Source organism: Pseudomonas sp. RIT411 (genome assembly GCF_003057735.2).
Lineage (GTDB): Bacteria > Pseudomonadota > Gammaproteobacteria > Pseudomonadales > Pseudomonadaceae > Chryseomonas > Chryseomonas oryzihabitans.
The window spans coordinates 15,316-30,004 of record NZ_QBIZ02000033.1 but is presented as its reverse complement, the minus strand read 5'-3'; the positions used below and the strand labels follow the sequence as shown (position 1 = coordinate 30,004).

Annotated in this window: 12 protein-coding genes; 9 read left to right on the top strand and 3 right to left on the bottom strand. The window is 66.3% G+C overall.

Annotated features, from left to right (window positions below):
- From DBY63_RS24555 to DBY63_RS24520, 8 genes are all read left to right on the top strand, one after another.
- A partial coding sequence (locus tag DBY63_RS24555) for a DUF4115 domain-containing protein (RefSeq protein WP_146750274.1) occupies positions 1-299 on the top strand: 299 nt, incomplete at its 5' end.
- 27 nt (positions 300-326) lie between these two features.
- Positions 327-1,439, top strand: a complete 1,113-nt coding sequence (gene ispG / locus DBY63_RS24550; protein ID WP_007162429.1) for a flavodoxin-dependent (E)-4-hydroxy-3-methylbut-2-enyl-diphosphate synthase — start codon at positions 327-329, stop codon at positions 1,437-1,439.
- A gap of 24 nt (positions 1,440-1,463) precedes the next feature.
- A complete protein-coding gene (gene hisS, locus DBY63_RS24545) occupies positions 1,464-2,771 on the top strand; it encodes a histidine--tRNA ligase (protein ID WP_108583043.1) in 1,308 nt (435 codons plus the stop codon).
- A gap of 11 nt (positions 2,772-2,782) precedes the next feature.
- Positions 2,783-3,424: a tetratricopeptide repeat protein gene (locus tag DBY63_RS24540; RefSeq protein WP_007162431.1), complete on the top strand. Its 642-nt coding sequence runs from the start codon at positions 2,783-2,785 to the stop codon at positions 3,422-3,424.
- Positions 3,424-4,566 carry an outer membrane protein assembly factor BamB gene (gene bamB, locus DBY63_RS24535; RefSeq protein ID WP_027598340.1) on the top strand — a complete coding sequence of 381 codons (1,143 nt, stop codon included), beginning with the start codon at positions 3,424-3,426 and terminating at the stop codon, positions 4,564-4,566. The genes DBY63_RS24540 and bamB overlap by 1 nt, the downstream gene beginning before the upstream one ends.
- A 78-nt stretch (positions 4,567-4,644) precedes the next feature.
- On the top strand, positions 4,645-6,132 hold the full coding sequence (gene der / locus DBY63_RS24530) for a ribosome biogenesis GTPase Der (RefSeq protein WP_007162433.1): 1,488 nt from the start codon (positions 4,645-4,647) through the stop codon (positions 6,130-6,132).
- A gap of 368 nt (positions 6,133-6,500) precedes the next feature.
- The gene (locus DBY63_RS24525) at positions 6,501-7,649 is read left to right on the top strand and encodes a pyridoxal phosphate-dependent aminotransferase (RefSeq protein ID WP_074584764.1); all 1,149 of its coding nucleotides are present in this window, start codon (positions 6,501-6,503) and stop codon (positions 7,647-7,649) included.
- On the top strand, positions 7,637-8,428 hold the full coding sequence (locus DBY63_RS24520; protein ID WP_042138194.1) for an amidohydrolase: 792 nt from the start codon (positions 7,637-7,639) through the stop codon (positions 8,426-8,428). Before DBY63_RS24525 ends, DBY63_RS24520 begins: the two co-directional genes overlap by 13 nt.
- Here the strand turns inward: DBY63_RS24520 and DBY63_RS24515 are convergent, their stop codons facing one another.
- A complete protein-coding gene (locus DBY63_RS24515; protein ID WP_027598337.1) occupies positions 8,429-9,577 on the bottom strand; it encodes an aminotransferase class V-fold PLP-dependent enzyme in 1,149 nt (382 codons plus the stop codon).
- Between the two features lie 131 nt (positions 9,578-9,708).
- On the opposite strand from DBY63_RS24515, the gene DBY63_RS24510 reads away from it, so the two are divergent.
- Positions 9,709-10,170 (top strand): Lrp/AsnC family transcriptional regulator, encoded by a 462-nt coding sequence (locus DBY63_RS24510; RefSeq protein ID WP_007162437.1) that lies wholly within the window; start codon positions 9,709-9,711, stop codon positions 10,168-10,170.
- A gap of 81 nt (positions 10,171-10,251) precedes the next feature.
- On the opposite strand, the gene DBY63_RS24505 is transcribed toward DBY63_RS24510, so the two are convergent.
- Both DBY63_RS24505 and DBY63_RS24500 read right to left on the bottom strand, forming a co-directional pair.
- Positions 10,252-11,202, bottom strand: a complete 951-nt coding sequence (locus DBY63_RS24505) for an aldo/keto reductase (protein ID WP_042138196.1) — start codon at positions 11,200-11,202, stop codon at positions 10,252-10,254.
- Positions 11,203-11,255: 53 nt separating this feature from the next.
- Positions 11,256-14,567, bottom strand: coding sequence for an EAL domain-containing protein (locus tag DBY63_RS24500; protein ID WP_108583042.1), 3,312 nt, complete (start codon positions 14,565-14,567; stop codon positions 11,256-11,258).
- Positions 14,568-14,689: the final 122 nt, after the last annotated feature.

Genomic DNA, 14,689 nt, shown 5'->3' with positions numbered 1-14,689 from the left:
CCCCGGCCGCGCCGACCAGCGCCCCTGCCGCGGCGCCCGTCGCCGGCAGCGACAGCCTGAACATCCGCTTCACCGCCAATTGCTGGACGCAGGTCAGCGACGGTAGCGGCAAGATCCTCTTCAGCGGCGTGAAGAAAGGCGGCGAGAGCCTCGAATACGCCTCGATCAAGGCGCCGGTGAACATCCGTCTCGGCTTTGCCCGCGGTGCCCAGATCTCCTACAACGGCCAGGTCGTCGACCTCGCGCCTTACACCAAGGGCGAGACCGCCCGCATCAAACTCGGTCAGGCCGGACAATGACGTCCGGCGACCCCATGGGAAACCAGCATGCATAGCGAATCGCCCATCAAACGTCGGTTGTCCCGCAAGATCTGGGTCGGCTCGGTGCCGGTCGGCGGCGATGCCCCCATCGCCGTGCAGAGCATGACCAACACCGAAACCTGCGACGTCGACGCCACCGTGGCGCAGATCCAGCGCCTGCAGGACGCCGGTGCCGACATCGTGCGCGTCTCGGTGCCCGACATGGACGCCGCCGAAGCCTTCGGTCGCATCAAGCAGCGAGTCAGCCTGCCGCTGGTGGCCGACATCCACTTCGACTACAAGATCGCCCTGCGCGTGGCCGAACTGGGCGTGGACTGCCTGCGCATCAACCCCGGCAACATCGGTCGCGAAGACCGGGTCCGGGCGGTGGTCGACGCGGCCCGCGAGCGCGGCATCCCGATCCGCATCGGCGTCAACGCCGGTTCGCTGGAAAAGGACCTGCAGAAGAAATACGGCGAGCCCACCCCGGAAGCCCTGGTGGAATCGGCCATGCGCCACGTCGACCACCTGGAGAAGCTGGACTATCCGGACTTCAAGGTCAGCGTGAAGGCCAGCGACGTCTTCATGGCCGTGGCCGCCTACCGCCAGTTGGCCACCCGCATCGAGCAGCCGCTGCACCTGGGCATCACCGAAGCCGGTGGCCTGCGTTCGGGTACGGTGAAGTCCGCCGTGGGCCTGGGCATGTTGCTGGCCGAAGGCATCGGCGACACCATCCGCATCTCGCTCGCGGCCGATCCGGTCGAAGAGATCAAGGTCGGTTTCGACATCCTGAAATCCCTGCGCCTGCGTTCGCGCGGCATCAACTTCATCGCCTGCCCGAGCTGCTCGCGGCAGAACTTCGATGTGGTCAAGACCATGAACGAGCTGGAAGGGCGCCTGGAGGACCTGCTGGTGCCCCTGGACGTCGCGGTGATCGGCTGCGTGGTCAACGGCCCCGGTGAAGCCAAGGAGGCCCATGTCGGCCTGACCGGAGGTACGCCCAACAACCTGGTGTACATCGACGGCAAGCCGGCCTCCAAGCTGAACAACGACAATCTGGTGGACGAGCTGGAAGGGCTCATCCGCCGCAAGGCGGCCGAAAAGGCCGAAGCGGATGCCGCACTCATCGCGCGCAGCTGAAAGATCAAGGAATAAGGCCCTTTCGTGAGCAAGTCCCTGCAAGCCATCCGTGGCATGAACGATATCCTGCCGGAGCAGACTCCGGCCTGGCGCTACCTGGAACGCACCTTCGCGACGCTGCTCGACGGCTATGGCTACCACGAGATCCGTCTGCCCATCATGGAGTTCACCGAACTCTTCGCCCGGGGCATCGGCGAGGGTACCGACGTGGTCGACAAGGAGATGTACACCTTCCTCGACCGCAACGAAGAGTCCCTGACCCTGAGGCCGGAAGGCACCGCGGGTTGCGTGCGGGCCGTGCTCGAACACGGCATGACCGGGGGGGGCCAGGTACAGAAGCTCTGGTACACCGGCCCGATGTTCCGCTACGAGAAGCCGCAGAAGGGTCGCTATCGCCAGTTCCACCAGATCGGCGTGGAGGTGTTCAACCTGCCCGGTCCGGACATTGACGCCGAACTGATCGTGCTCACCGCGCGCCTCTGGCAGCGCCTGGGGCTGACCGACGCCGTCACCCTGCAGCTCAACAGCCTGGGTTCCAGCGCCGATCGCGCGCGTTATCGCGAAGCCCTGGTGGCCTATCTGCAGGAACGCTTCGAGCAACTCGACGAAGACAGCCAGCGCCGCCTGACCACCAATCCGCTGCGCATCCTCGACAGCAAGAACGCCCAGACCCAGGCGCTGCTGCAGGACGCCCCGACCCTGGCGGACTACCTGGACGACGAATCCCGCGCCCATTTCGATGGCCTCAAGGCCCGCCTGGACGCCGCCGGCATCCGCTACCAGATCAATCCCAAGCTGGTGCGTGGCCTGGACTACTACGGCCGGACCGTCTTCGAGTGGGTCACCGACAAGCTGGGTGCCCAGGGCACCGTCTGCGCCGGTGGCCGCTACGACGGCCTGATCACCCAGTTCGGCGGCAAGCCCACCCCGGGCGTCGGCTTCGCCATGGGCGTCGAGCGCCTGGTGCTGCTGCTGGAAACCCTGGAGTGCCTGCCCGGTGATCTGCAGCGCCCCGCCGATCTCTATCTCTGCGCCTTTGGCGAGGCGGCCGAACTGGCCGGCCTCAAGCTGGCCGAGCAGCTGCGCGATGCCCGTCCCGACCTGCGTCTGCTGGTCAACGCCGGCGCCGGCAGCTTCAAGAGCCAGTTCAAGAAGGCCGACAAGAGCGGCGCGCTCTGGGCGATGATCCTGGGTGAGGACGAACTGGCCGCGCAACAGGTGGCGCTCAAGCCGCTGCGTGGCGAGGCGCCCCAGGAAAAGGTCGATTTCGCGGCCCTGGCCGCTCGTCTGGACGAGATTTTGCCCCCGGCCGGTTCCGGTCGCGGGAATTGAGGAGAACGGATTTGAGTTCCATCGACGACGACAATCTGGTGGTCGCCAAGGCCTGGTGGCAGCGTAACGGCAAGCCGCTGGTGGCCGGTGGCGTCATCGCCCTGGTGGCGGTACTCGGCTGGCAGGGCTGGCAGCGCTATCAGAACAACCAGGCGCAAGGCGCCTCGGTGCTCTATCAGCAGCTGGTGGAAGCCGCGCTGGCGCCCGGTGGCAAGGTCGACACCGCGCGGGTGACCGATACCTACGGCAAGCTCAAGCAGGATTATTCCGGTACCGCCTACGCCCAGTACGGCAGTCTCTTCGTCGCCAAGGTGGCGGTGGAGAACAATCGCCTGGACGACGCCGCCGCCGAACTCAAGGCCGTGGTGGACAAGCCCCACGATGCCGAACTCGGCGAGCTGGCGCGGCAGCGTCTGGCCCGGGTGCTGGCGGCCGAGGGCAAGGCCGAAGAGGGCCTCAAGCTGCTGGACGGCGAGGCGCCCAAGGCCTATGTCGCCAACCGCGAAGAATTGCGTGGCGATTTGCTGGTGGCGCTGAAGAAGCCGACCGAGGCCCGCGCCGCCTACGAAAAAGCCCGCGCCGCGCTGCCCAACGATGCAGCCGAAGGCGTGCTGCAGATGAAACTCGATGATCTCGCCAAAGGAGACGCCTGATGTTGCGCTGGAAGCCTATCGCGGTACTGGGTCTCGCCCTTGCGGTCGTCGGGTGCAGCAGCACCGGCAAGAAGGAATTGCCGCCGGCCGAGCTTAAGGACATCAAGGCCGAGGTCCGGCTGGATGAAGTCTGGAGTCGCTCGGTGGGCGATGGCCAGGGCAAGGAATACAACCGCCTGGTCCCGGCCGTGGACGGCCAGACCATCTTTGCCGCCGATGCCGATGGCCGGGTCATGGCGATGAATCGCGAGACCGGTGCGGTGCTGTGGAAGAAGGACCTGGACCTGCCGGTCTCCGGCGGCGTCGGAGTCGGCTCCGGTCTGGTGCTGGTCGGTACCCTGCGTGGCCAGGTCATCGCCCTCGACAGTGCCAGTGGCGACGAGAAGTGGCGTGCCCAGGCCTCCAGCGAGGTGCTGTCCGCTCCGGTCGTCAACAACGACGTGGTGGTGGTGCAGTCCCAGGACGACAAGCTGCAGGCCTTCGAGCTGGGCAGCGGTACCCGTCGCTGGATCTACGAAGACACCCAGCCGGTGCTGAGTCTGAGAGGCACCGGTGCCCCCCTGGTCACCAACCAGGTGGTGATGGCCGGCTTCGCCAGCGGCAAGGTGGTCGCCCTGGACGTGCAGCGTGGCCTGCCGCTGTGGGAACAGCAGATCGCCGTGCCCAAGGGCCGTTCCGAACTGGAGCGCATCGTCGACGTGGACGGCGGCCTCTCGCTGTCGGGCGACACCCTCTATGTGGTCAGCTACAACGGCCGCGTGGTCGCGCTCAATCCGGCCAACGGCCAGATCCTCTGGCAGCGTGACGCCTCCAGCTACGACGGCGTGGCCGAAGGCTTCGGCAACGTCTACCTGAGCCTGGACAACGGCACCGTGGAAGCCGTCGAGGAATCCTCGACCTCCGCGCTCTGGACCAACGCCGATCTGGCCCGTCGCCAGCTCACCGGGCCGGTGGTCTGGTCGAGCAACGTGGTGGTGGGTGACTACGCCGGCTACATCCACCTGCTGAGCCAGGTCGATGGGCGTTTCGTCGGTCGTACCAAGGTCGACGGTGACGGCGTCCGGGTACGGCCACTGGTCGTCGGCGATATGCTCTACGTTTATGGCAATGGCGGTAAACTCGTCGCCTATCGTCTGCGCTAGAAACTATTATCCTCAACCGATGGCCGCTACCGTGAAGTTCGGTAGCGGCCATCGTGTTTTCTGCTCTGGGAGAGCCGCATGGTTCCCGTAATTGCCCTGGTGGGGCGGCCGAACGTCGGCAAATCCACGCTTTTCAATCGCCTGACCAAGACCCGGGACGCCATCGTCGCCGACTTCGCCGGCCTGACCCGCGATCGCAAGTACGGCGAAGCCAAGTGGCAGGGACGCACCTACATCGTGGTCGACACCGGCGGTATCTCCGGTGACGAGGAAGGCATCGACCTGAAGATGGCCGAGCAGTCGCTGCAGGCCATCGAAGAATCCGATGCGGTGCTGTTCCTGGTGGACTCCCGCGACGGCATGACCGTCGCCGACCAGATGATCGCCGAGCACCTGCGCAAGAGAAACAAGCGCACCTTCCTGGTGGCCAACAAGGTCGACACCGTCGATCCCGAAATCGCCCGGGCGGAATTCAGCCCGCTGGCCATCGGCGACGCCTTTCCCATCGCGGCGGCCCACGGCCGTGGCGTGAACAACCTGCTGGAAGCCGCCCTGGGCGTCTTCCCCAAGGACGAGGTCGAGGTCGAGGAACTTTCCGAGGAGCAGGTGCGGGCGGCCGCGGAAGAGGGCGGTGACGTCTTCCGCCGCGTGCAGGGCATCGACGAGACCACCGGCATCAAGATCGCCGTGATCGGTCGACCCAACGTCGGCAAGTCGACCCTGGTCAACCGCATGCTCGGCGAAGAGCGGGTCATCGTCTATGACCAGGCCGGCACCACGCGCGACAGCATCTACATCCCCTTCGAGCGCAACGAAGAACGCTACACCCTGATCGACACCGCTGGGGTACGCCGGCGCGGCAAGGTCTTCGAGGCGGTCGAGAAGTTCTCGGTGGTCAAGACGCTGCAGGCGATCCAGGACGCCAACGTGGTGATCTTCGTCATGGACGCCCGCGAAGGCGTGGTCGAGCACGACCTCAACCTGCTCGGCTTCGTGCTGGAGACCGGTCGTGCCCTGGTGATCGCCCTCAACAAGTGGGACGGCATGGAGTCCGGCGAGCGCGACTACGTCAAGACCGAGCTGGAACGCCGGCTGCTGTTCGTCGACTTCGCCGACATCCACTTCATCTCGGCGCTGCATGGCACCGGCGTAGGCCATCTGTACAAGTCGGTGCAGCAGTCCTTCGCCTCGGCCACCACCCGCTGGCCCACCAGCCGCCTGACCCAGATCCTCGAGGACGCGGTGCAGGAGCACCAGCCGCCGATGGTCAGCGGACGCCGCATCAAGCTGCGCTATGCCCACCTGGGCGGCGCCAACCCGCCGCTGATCGTCATCCACGGCAACCAGACGGAAGCGGTGCCCAAGTCCTATACCCGCTACCTGGAAAAGACCTATCGCCGGGTGCTCAAGCTGGTGGGGACGCCGATTCGCATCGAATACCGCGGTGGCGAGAACCCCTTCGAGGGCAAGAAGAACACCCTCACCGAGCGCCAGGTCAACAAGAAGCGCCGGTTGATGAGCCACCACAAGAAGGCCGAGAAGAAGCGCAAGGACAAGCGGCGGTAAGCCGGTCGGGCGTTGTGAAGGAAAGGGGGCTAATAGCCCCCTTTCTCTTTGTTAGCGCATTCTGGCGAGGAGGCTCCTCGCGCACCGAACTTCCCCCTAGAGGGTTGGGGTGAGGGTGATCCCTGCGACGGCCTAGCAGTGAAAAAGATCGTAGCCTTGTCCTCTTCGCGTCGCCAACAGGTGACCTGACTGCCTGTGGTTGCCCTCACCCTGGCCCTCTCCCAGATGGAGAGGGGATGTTTGGGTCAGGCCTTGTACCCAGGCTATGCCTAGACCGCTGGCTGGCTGATCGGCTTAGCACTACTTGCCCTCTCGCGCAAAAAATCGCAGTCTGCCGATCTCCTTCCAGCCAGACCTGTGCCCGCGCGATGATCCAGAGCAAGCTTCCCGACCTCGCCGTCACCATCTTTACCCGCATGTCCCAGCTCGCCGCCCAGACCGGTGCGCTGAATCTGTCCCAGGGCTTTCCCGATTTCGATGGCCCGGCCGAGTTGCTCGCGGCGGTCGGTCGCCATGTCGCGGCCGGCCAAAACCAGTACGCGCCCATGACCGGGCTGCCGGCGCTGCGCCAGCAGGTGGCGGCCAAGGTCGCCGCCTTCTATGGCCGAGAGGTGGATGCCGAGACCGAGGTCACCATCGTCCCCGGCGCCACCCAGGGCCTGTTCTGCGCCCTGCAGACGCTGGTGCGGCCAGGTGACGAGGTGATCCTCTTCGATCCCTGCTACGACAGCTATGAACCCTCGGTGCAACTGGCCGGCGGGCGCTGCGTGCACGTGCCCCTGGCGCTGCCGGGCTTTGGTATCGACTGGCCGGCGCTGGAGGCGGCCCTGAGTCCGCGCACCCGTGCCATCGTGCTCAATACCCCGCACAACCCCAGTGGCGCCCTGGTCAGCGCCGCCGAGCTGGATCGTCTGGCCGCGCTGATCCGCGGGCGCGATCTCTATCTGGTCAGCGACGAGGTCTATGAGCACCTGGTCTACGACGGCGAGCGCCATGCCAGCGTCATCGCCCACGACGAACTCTATGCCCGCGCCTTCGTGGTCAGCTCCTTTGGCAAGACCTATCACGTCACCGGCTGGAAGACCGGCTATGTGGTGGCGCCACCGGCGCTGTCGGCGGAATTGCGCAAGGTGCACCAGTACGTGAGCTTCTGCGGAGTGACGCCGATCCAGGCCGCCCTGGCCGACTTCATGGCCGTCCATCCCGAGCATCTCAGCGAGCTGCCGGGCTTCTACCAGGCCAAGCGCGATCTCTTCTGCGATCTGCTGGGCAACTCGCGCTTCACCTTCCAGCGCGCCGCCGGCACCTATTTCCAGGTGGTCGACTACTCCGCCATCCGCCCGGAGCTGGACGACGTGGCCATGGCCGAATGGCTGACCCGCGAGCATGGCGTCGCCGCCATTCCGCTGTCGGTGTTCTACCAGGCGCCGCCCGCGGACCTGCGCCTGGTGCGCTTCTGCTTTGCCAAGCGCGAAGACACCCTGCGCCAGGCAGCGGAGCGGCTATGCGCGATCTGACCCCCATCCAGGACCTGCGCCTGGCGCTGGTACAGAGCGAACTGGCCTGGCATGACCCGGCCGCCAACCGTGCCCATTTCGAAGCGCTGTTGAGGGACGTGGGCGAGACCGACCTGATCATCCTGCCGGAGATGTTCACCACCGGCTTTTCCATGGAATCGGCCGCGCTCGCCGAGCCCGTGGAGGGTCCGACAGCGGCCTGGATGAGCGAACAGGCGCAGCGGCTCGGCGCGGTGGTCACCGGCAGCCTGATCGTGCGGGACGCGGCTGGACAGCACCGCAATCGCCTGCTGTGGGCGACGCCGGATGGCGAGTTGCAGCACTATGACAAGCGCCATCTGTTTCGCATGGCCGGCGAGCACGAGCACTATGCCCCGGGCGAGCAGCGACTGCAGGTGACGCTCAAGGGATGGCTGATCCGCCCGCTGATCTGCTACGACCTGAGATTCCCGGTCTGGAGTCGCGCCCAGGACGACACCGACCTGCTGCTTTATGTGGCCAACTGGCCGGCGCCGCGGCGCGGTCACTGGAATCGCCTGCTGCCGGCACGGGCCATCGAGAATCTCTGCTATGTCGCCGCGGTGAATCGCATCGGCAGTGACGGCAACGGTCATCCCTATGCCGGTGACAGCCAGGTGCTGGACTTCCAGGGGGAGCCCCTGATCGACGCCGGCGCGGAATCCGGCATCTTCCACGCCACGCTGTCCGCTGCAGCCCTCACGGCCTATCGCGAGCGCTTTCCGGCGCAGCGCGATGCCGATGCCTTCCGCCTGGACTGATCAGGCCCAGAAGGGCGCTGGCTGGGCAGCATGCTGGTGGATCAGGGCGATGGCCTGGTCCACGTCCGCCGCGGTGGTGTAGCGACCCAGGCTGAATCTGTAGCTGCGCGCCGCCTGTTCGGCGGTCAGGCCGAGGCCCAGGAGCACATGGGAGGGCGCCGCCTTGGCCGAACTGCAGGCCGAGGTGGTCGAGAAGGCCAGCTGCCGCTGCAGCGCCGCGGTGTCCAGCGGCGTCGCAAAGGTCAGATTCAGGGTGTGGGGAATGCGCTGCCGGGCGCAGCCATTGAGCCGCATGCCGTTCAGGGTTTGTACCCCGGCCAGGAATCGCTCGCGTAACTGGCCGAGACGCTCGTTCTCTCGCGCCATGGCCTGGCCGGCGAGGGCGAAAGCGGTCCCCATGCCGACGATCTGGTGGGTGGCCAGGGTGCCGGAACGCAGCCCGCGCTCATGGCCGCCACCGTGGATCTGCGCCTGCAGGGCACCCTCGGCGCGCGGACCGACATAGAGGGCGCCGATGCCCTTGGGCCCATAGGTCTTGTGCGCGGAAAAGGACATCAGATCGACTTCCAGGCCGGCCAGGTCGATGGCGACCTTGCCGGTGGCCTGGGCGGCGTCCACGTGGAAGAGGGCGCCCCGGACGCGCACCAGCCGGCCGATGGCGTCGATATCGGTCAGGGTACCCAGCTCGTTGTTCACCATCATCAGCGAGACCAGGCAGGTGTCCGCTCGCCAGGCCTGGGCGACGGCCTCAGGGGTGATGAGGCCTGCCGCGTCTGGCGCCAGGTAGGTGACGGTGAAGCCCTCGGCTTCCAGCTGGGCGGCGGTATCCAGTACCGCCCGGTGCTCCAGGCAACTGGTGATCAGATGGCCATGCCCGCGACGCCGGGCGACGCCGAGCAGCGCGAGGTTGTTGGATTCGGTGGCACCGGAGGTCCAGATCAGCTGCTCGGGCCTGGCGCCGACCAGGTCGGCCACCTGCTGGCGGGCGGTGTCCACGGCGCGCTGGGCGTCGTTGCCGAAGGCATGGCCGCGAGAGGCGGGATTGCCGAAGACGCCCTGGCGCCCCATACAACCCAGCATGGCTTCGATGACGACATCGTCGACAGGGGTGGTGGCGGCATAATCGAAATACAGGGGATAAGCGTCCATGGCGGCCTCGGGCATTTGAATGGACCTAGGCTAACGCTGGCGCGCGTGAAGAAATTTGCTTTCTTATCGCTCGTTGAGCTTTCGAGCAGAATAGAATTCTCTCTGATAGCCGTTGTAGAGAAAATGAATTCATGGATCGCTTCGATCGCGCCATTCTCGAGATCTTGCAGCAGGACAGCACCCGACCGGTGGCCGATATCGCCGAACGCATCGGCCTGGGTACCACGGCCTGTTGGCGGCGTATCCAGAAGCTGGAGGAGCAGGGCGTGATCCGCGCCCGGGTGGCACTGCTCGATCCCCGCGAGCTCAACGTGGGGGTGACGGTCTTCGTTTCGGTGCGCACCAATCAGCACGCCATGGACTGGCTGCAGCGTTTCCACGAGGCGGTGGCGGCCATTCCGGAGGTGGTCGAGCTCTATCGCATGGCTGGCGATACCGACTACCTGATGCGCATCGTAGTGCCGGACATCGCCGCCTACGACGGCGTCTACAAGCGGCTGATCCAGGTACCGGGATTGCTGGACGTCAGCTCCAGCTTCGCCATGGAGCAGATCAAGTACAGCACCGCCTTGCCGCTGGATTATGTGCGGTAGGAGGATTGGGCTATCGCGGCCATGGGCCGCTCCTACGGGGTATGGATCAGGCCCGTAGGAGCGGCCCCTGGCCGCGACACCTCAGCGATAGGCGCTGACCTGATCCAGCAGGGTGATGTCGTCGGCCGGTAGTTGCAGCCGGGTGGCGGCCACCAGGTCGTCCAGTTGGGCCTGGGAGGTGGCGCTGGCGATCGGCGCGGTGATGCTGGGGCGGGCGATCAGCCAGGCCAGGGCGACCTGGGCCGGGGTGGCGTCGTGCTTCTCGGCGATCTCGTCGAGGCCGGCCAGGATGGCCATGCCGCGTTCGTCCAGGTAGCGCTTGACCATCTCCGCGCGCGACCCCTGCAGATCGTCCTTGGTGCGGTACTTGCCCGTCAGGAAGCCGCTGGCCAGGGAGAAATAGCTGATCACGCCCAGGCCGAGTTCCTTGACCACGGCTTCCAGCTCGGTCTCGTAGTCCTGGCGGGCATGCAGGTTGTAGTGGGGCTGCAGGCTCTGGTAGGCCGGCACGCCCAGGCGTTCGGCGACCCGGGCCGCTTCGCGCAGGCGCTGGCCGCTGTAGTTGGAGGCGCCGATCACCCGCACCTTGCCCTGTTCCACCAGCCGCGCGAAGGCGCCCAGGGTTTCCTCCAGCGGGGTGTCCTCGTCGTCGCAGTGCGCCTGATAGAGGTCGATGCGATCGGTCTGCAGGCGCTTGAGCGAGGCTTCCACTGCCTGCTGCACATAGCTGGCCTTGAGGCCCTTGCGACCCTCACCCATGTCCATGCCCAGCTTGGTGGCCAGGATCACCTGGTCGCGCTTGCCGCTGCGGGCGAACCACTTGCCCAGCAGGGTCTCGGATTCGCCCCCGCGGTTGCCCGGTGCCCAGCGCGAATAGACGTCGGCGGTGTCGATGAAGGTCAGGCCCGCCTCGAGCAGGGCATCCAGCATGCGAAAGGACTGGGCTTCGTCCAGGGTCCAGCCAAAGACATTGCCACCAAAGCAGAGCGGGGGCACCTGGAGATCTGAGTGGCCAAGGGTACGAGTGTGCATGGAATCCTCATCCGGTTGGGGGAGTCATGCAGGTTACGACCGATGGCCGCGGCTCAAGGTTCGAGGCGCGTAGGCCCGGGCCACTCCTGCAGGGGGAGGGGTTTGCCGAGGGCATAGCCCTGGGCGTAGTCCACGCCGATGGTGCCGAGCAATTCGAAGGTGGCCTGGGACTCGACGAATTCGGCGATGGTCTCGGCGCCGAGGTGGTGGGCGACCTGGTTGATGGACTCGACGATGGCGCGATCCAGCGGATCCTGGTCGAGGCTGCGGATGAAGCTGCCGTCGATCTTCACGTAGTCGACGCGGAAGTGCTTGAGGTAGGCGAAGGAGCTGAGGCCGGCGCCAAAATCATCCAGGGCGATGCGGCAGCCGCGTTCGCGGACCTGGCTGATGAGCGCCGAGGCCACCGAGAGCTTGTTGATCACTGCGGTCTCGGTCAGCTCGAAGAGCAGGCGCTGCGGATCCAGCGGCGAGGCGGCGATCAGCTCCAGCAATTCGGGCAGGAAGTCGGGATCGCTCAGGCTGTTGCCCGAGAGATTGATGCCCACGTGCAGCCCGGGTCGCTCCTGCAGCCAGGGCACCAGTTCCACCAGCACCTGACGCACCACCCAGCGGTCGATGCTGCTCATCAGACCGAAACGCTCGGCGGCCGGGATGAAGGTGGCTGGCGAGATCAGCTGGCCCTGGACATCGCGCAGGCGCAGCAGCAACTCGACATGCTGCGCCGCGCCGCCGCGGCTCCGGGTGGGGACGATGGTCTGGGCGTGCAGTTCGAAGCGATGCTGCTCCAGGGCCTCGCGCAGGCCGCTGGCCATGAGGATCTCGCGGTGCTGGCGCTCGACGTCCTCGCTGCCGGCGCGATAGAGCGCCGCGCGATTGCGCCCGGCGTGCTTGGCGGTATAGCAGGCCACGTCGGCCTGGCTCATCAATTCGGCCGGGCTCGGGGTTTCGGCGGTGATGGCGACGATGCCGGCACTGGCGCCGACGTCGTAGATCCGGCTCTGCCAGTTGAAGCGCACGGCGCCGATGCTGGCGATGAGCTTTTCGGCGACGGCCTCGGCCTGCACCAGATCGCAGTCGCGCAGCAGCAGGGCGAATTCGTCGCCGCCGATCCGCGCCACGGCATCCGAGCCGCGCAGGGAGTCGCGCAGCAGGGTGCCCAGTTCGCGCAGCAGCAGATCGCCGGCGGCATGGCCGGCGGAATCGTTGACCACCTTGAAGCGATCGAGGTCGATGAAGCACAGCGCGTGCTGGACGGTCCCGGCCTGGGCCTGCTGCCAGGCGGCGTCCAGCTCCTGCTCGAACTTCAGGCGGTTGTAGAGGCCAGTCAGGGCGTCGTGGGAGGCGTTGTAGCTCAGCTCGCGCTGCAGATTGCGGGCATGGGTGACATTCTGGAACACCAGCACCGCGCCGATGATGCGGCCATCCACCGTACGCACTGGCGCGGCCGAATCCTGCACCTCGTGCCTGTCACCCTGGCGGCTGAGCAGTACCGCGCCCTCGTCCAGGGAGGTGATGGTCTGCTCGCGCAGGCAGCGGGTCACCGGACTGGGCAGGACCTCGTCGCTCTGGCTGTCGTGGATGAGAAACACCTCTTCGTGGGGCCGGCCCCGGGCATCCGCCAGCGACCAGCCGGTGAGCTGCTCGGCGACCGGATTGAGAAAGAGGATGCGCCCATCCATGTCGGTGGTCAGCACGGCGTCGGCGATGGAGGCCAGGGTGACCTGCAGCCGTTCCTTTTCCTCGTAGAGCGCCGTGGTCAGCTGATGGTGCTCGGTGACGTCGCTGTTGCTGCCGACCAGGCGTACATGGCCGTCGGCCTCGACCACCGAGATCAGCTCGGAGCGGATATGGCGCACCTCGCCGCCGGGGCCGCCGCGGTTGATGCGGAAGTTGAAGGTGTAGAACATCGACTCGCTGGCGACCTTGTCGAACACCTCCAGCGAACGCGCCTTGTCGTCCGGGTGGATGAAGGTGAGCCAGAAGTCCATGTCCCGGCTGAGATTGTCGGGGGCGATGCCATAGAGATCTCTCAGCCGCGCATCGGCATTGAAGCCCGGACTGCGAGTATCCCATTCCCAGATGCCGACGTTGCTGGCGCGAATGGCCAGTTGCAGCCGCTCGCGGAGCCGGGCGTTGGTCGCCTCGGCCCGGCGCTGGGCGTCGATGTCGCGGGCCTGCAGCAGATAGCCGGTGAGCAGGTCGCCGTCGTCATGGTCGGGCGACAGCGCCAGTTGCATCCACAGTCCCTGGCCGTCGCGGTGCAGCAGACGGCGGGTCTGCTCGCCTTCCTCGATCGTCAGGGGTTCTTCGCCATCGGCGATCAACTCCTTGAGCGACCGGCCGTCGAGGCTGTGGCGCGGATAGCCGAGCATGGCCTCCAGGGCGGCATTCACCTGACTCAGACGGCCCTCCACCGACAGCAGCGCCATGCCATAGGGCGCGGCGCTCAGGGCATGGCGAAAGCGTGCCTCGTTGCGCGCCAGGCGCTGATTGTGGTGACGGCTCTGCTGCACGGCGGCGGCCAGCAGCAGCGGAGGAATCTGCATCAGGGCCACGGGAATGTAGGTCAGGGCTTCCTGCACCAGGGTGGCGCCGCGAACGCCGAGCAGATAACCGTGGGCCACCAGGTAGGTGAAGATCAGGATGTTCAGGCCGCCGACCACCGCGGTACCCAGGGCAGTGAGCCTCAGGGTCATCAGCAGCAGCAGGGTGGAGACGTAGACGAAGGGGTAGGGCACATAGGCCAGCAGGCCGAGCACCAGCACGGGGCTGATCAGCAGCAGGACGATGAACTCACGGGCACCCTGACGACTGAATTGCCGCCACTGCAGCGGGCGGCCGAGAAAGGCGAGGGGCATCATCACCAGCAGGCCGAGGGCGTCGCCGAGGTACCAGTGCAGGGCCACCCGCAGCAGCTCGGGATTGCCCTGCTGAGCGGCGATCAGGGTGCCCAGGGCGGTACCGGCCAGGGGCGTCACCAGCACCCCATAGAACAGCAGTCGGCCCATGGCCGCGACATTGCGTTCGGGATGGAGGATGCGGCCATGCAGCAGCCAGGCGCCGAACAGGATCTCGGCCAGATTGGGTAGGGAATAGAGCGCGCCGATGGCCGGGTCCCCACTGAAGGGCAATTCGACCAGGGCGCCGGCCAGCCAGACCGCCAGCAGTTGCAGCGGCCAGCGCCGGGGCGCCGAGCGCAGCAGCCAGGCGATCGCCAGGCCATTGGGCAACCAGAGGGTGGCCACGGTGGAGGACGCCTGGCGGGTGAAGAGGATGCACAGGACCGAACTGATCAGGAACAGCAGCGCCAGCGCGGTGGCGTCACGCAGCAGAGAGGTGTTTCGCGACAGAGTGAAGGTCATTGCCTATCCAGACAAGCTGCCCGGCTGGCCGAAGCGGGCAGGCGAGACGGTCCCTAGGAAGCGGGGAGTATCTCCGCTGATTCGCCATAAAAAAAGGGAACACCGACAGGTATTCCCTTTGG

What these genes read in the sequence shown, in the direction of transcription:
- ispG (WP_007162429.1), top strand. Translation starts at nt 327, where the DNA reads ATGCATAGCGAATCGCCCATCAAACGTCGGTTGTCCCGCAAGATCTGG.
- bamB (WP_027598340.1), top strand. Translation starts at nt 3,424, where the DNA reads ATGTTGCGCTGGAAGCCTATCGCGGTACTGGGTCTCGCCCTTGCGGTC.
- der (WP_007162433.1), top strand. Translation starts at nt 4,645, where the DNA reads ATGGTTCCCGTAATTGCCCTGGTGGGGCGGCCGAACGTCGGCAAATCC.
- DBY63_RS24525 (WP_074584764.1), top strand. Translation starts at nt 6,501, where the DNA reads ATGATCCAGAGCAAGCTTCCCGACCTCGCCGTCACCATCTTTACCCGC.
- DBY63_RS24520 (WP_042138194.1), top strand. Translation starts at nt 7,637, where the DNA reads ATGCGCGATCTGACCCCCATCCAGGACCTGCGCCTGGCGCTGGTACAG.
- DBY63_RS24515 (WP_027598337.1), bottom strand. Translation starts at nt 9,577, where the DNA reads ATGGACGCTTATCCCCTGTATTTCGATTATGCCGCCACCACCCCTGTC.
- DBY63_RS24510 (WP_007162437.1), top strand. Translation starts at nt 9,709, where the DNA reads ATGGATCGCTTCGATCGCGCCATTCTCGAGATCTTGCAGCAGGACAGC.
- DBY63_RS24505 (WP_042138196.1), bottom strand. Translation starts at nt 11,202, where the DNA reads ATGCACACTCGTACCCTTGGCCACTCAGATCTCCAGGTGCCCCCGCTC.
- DBY63_RS24500 (WP_108583042.1), bottom strand. Translation starts at nt 14,567, where the DNA reads ATGACCTTCACTCTGTCGCGAAACACCTCTCTGCTGCGTGACGCCACC.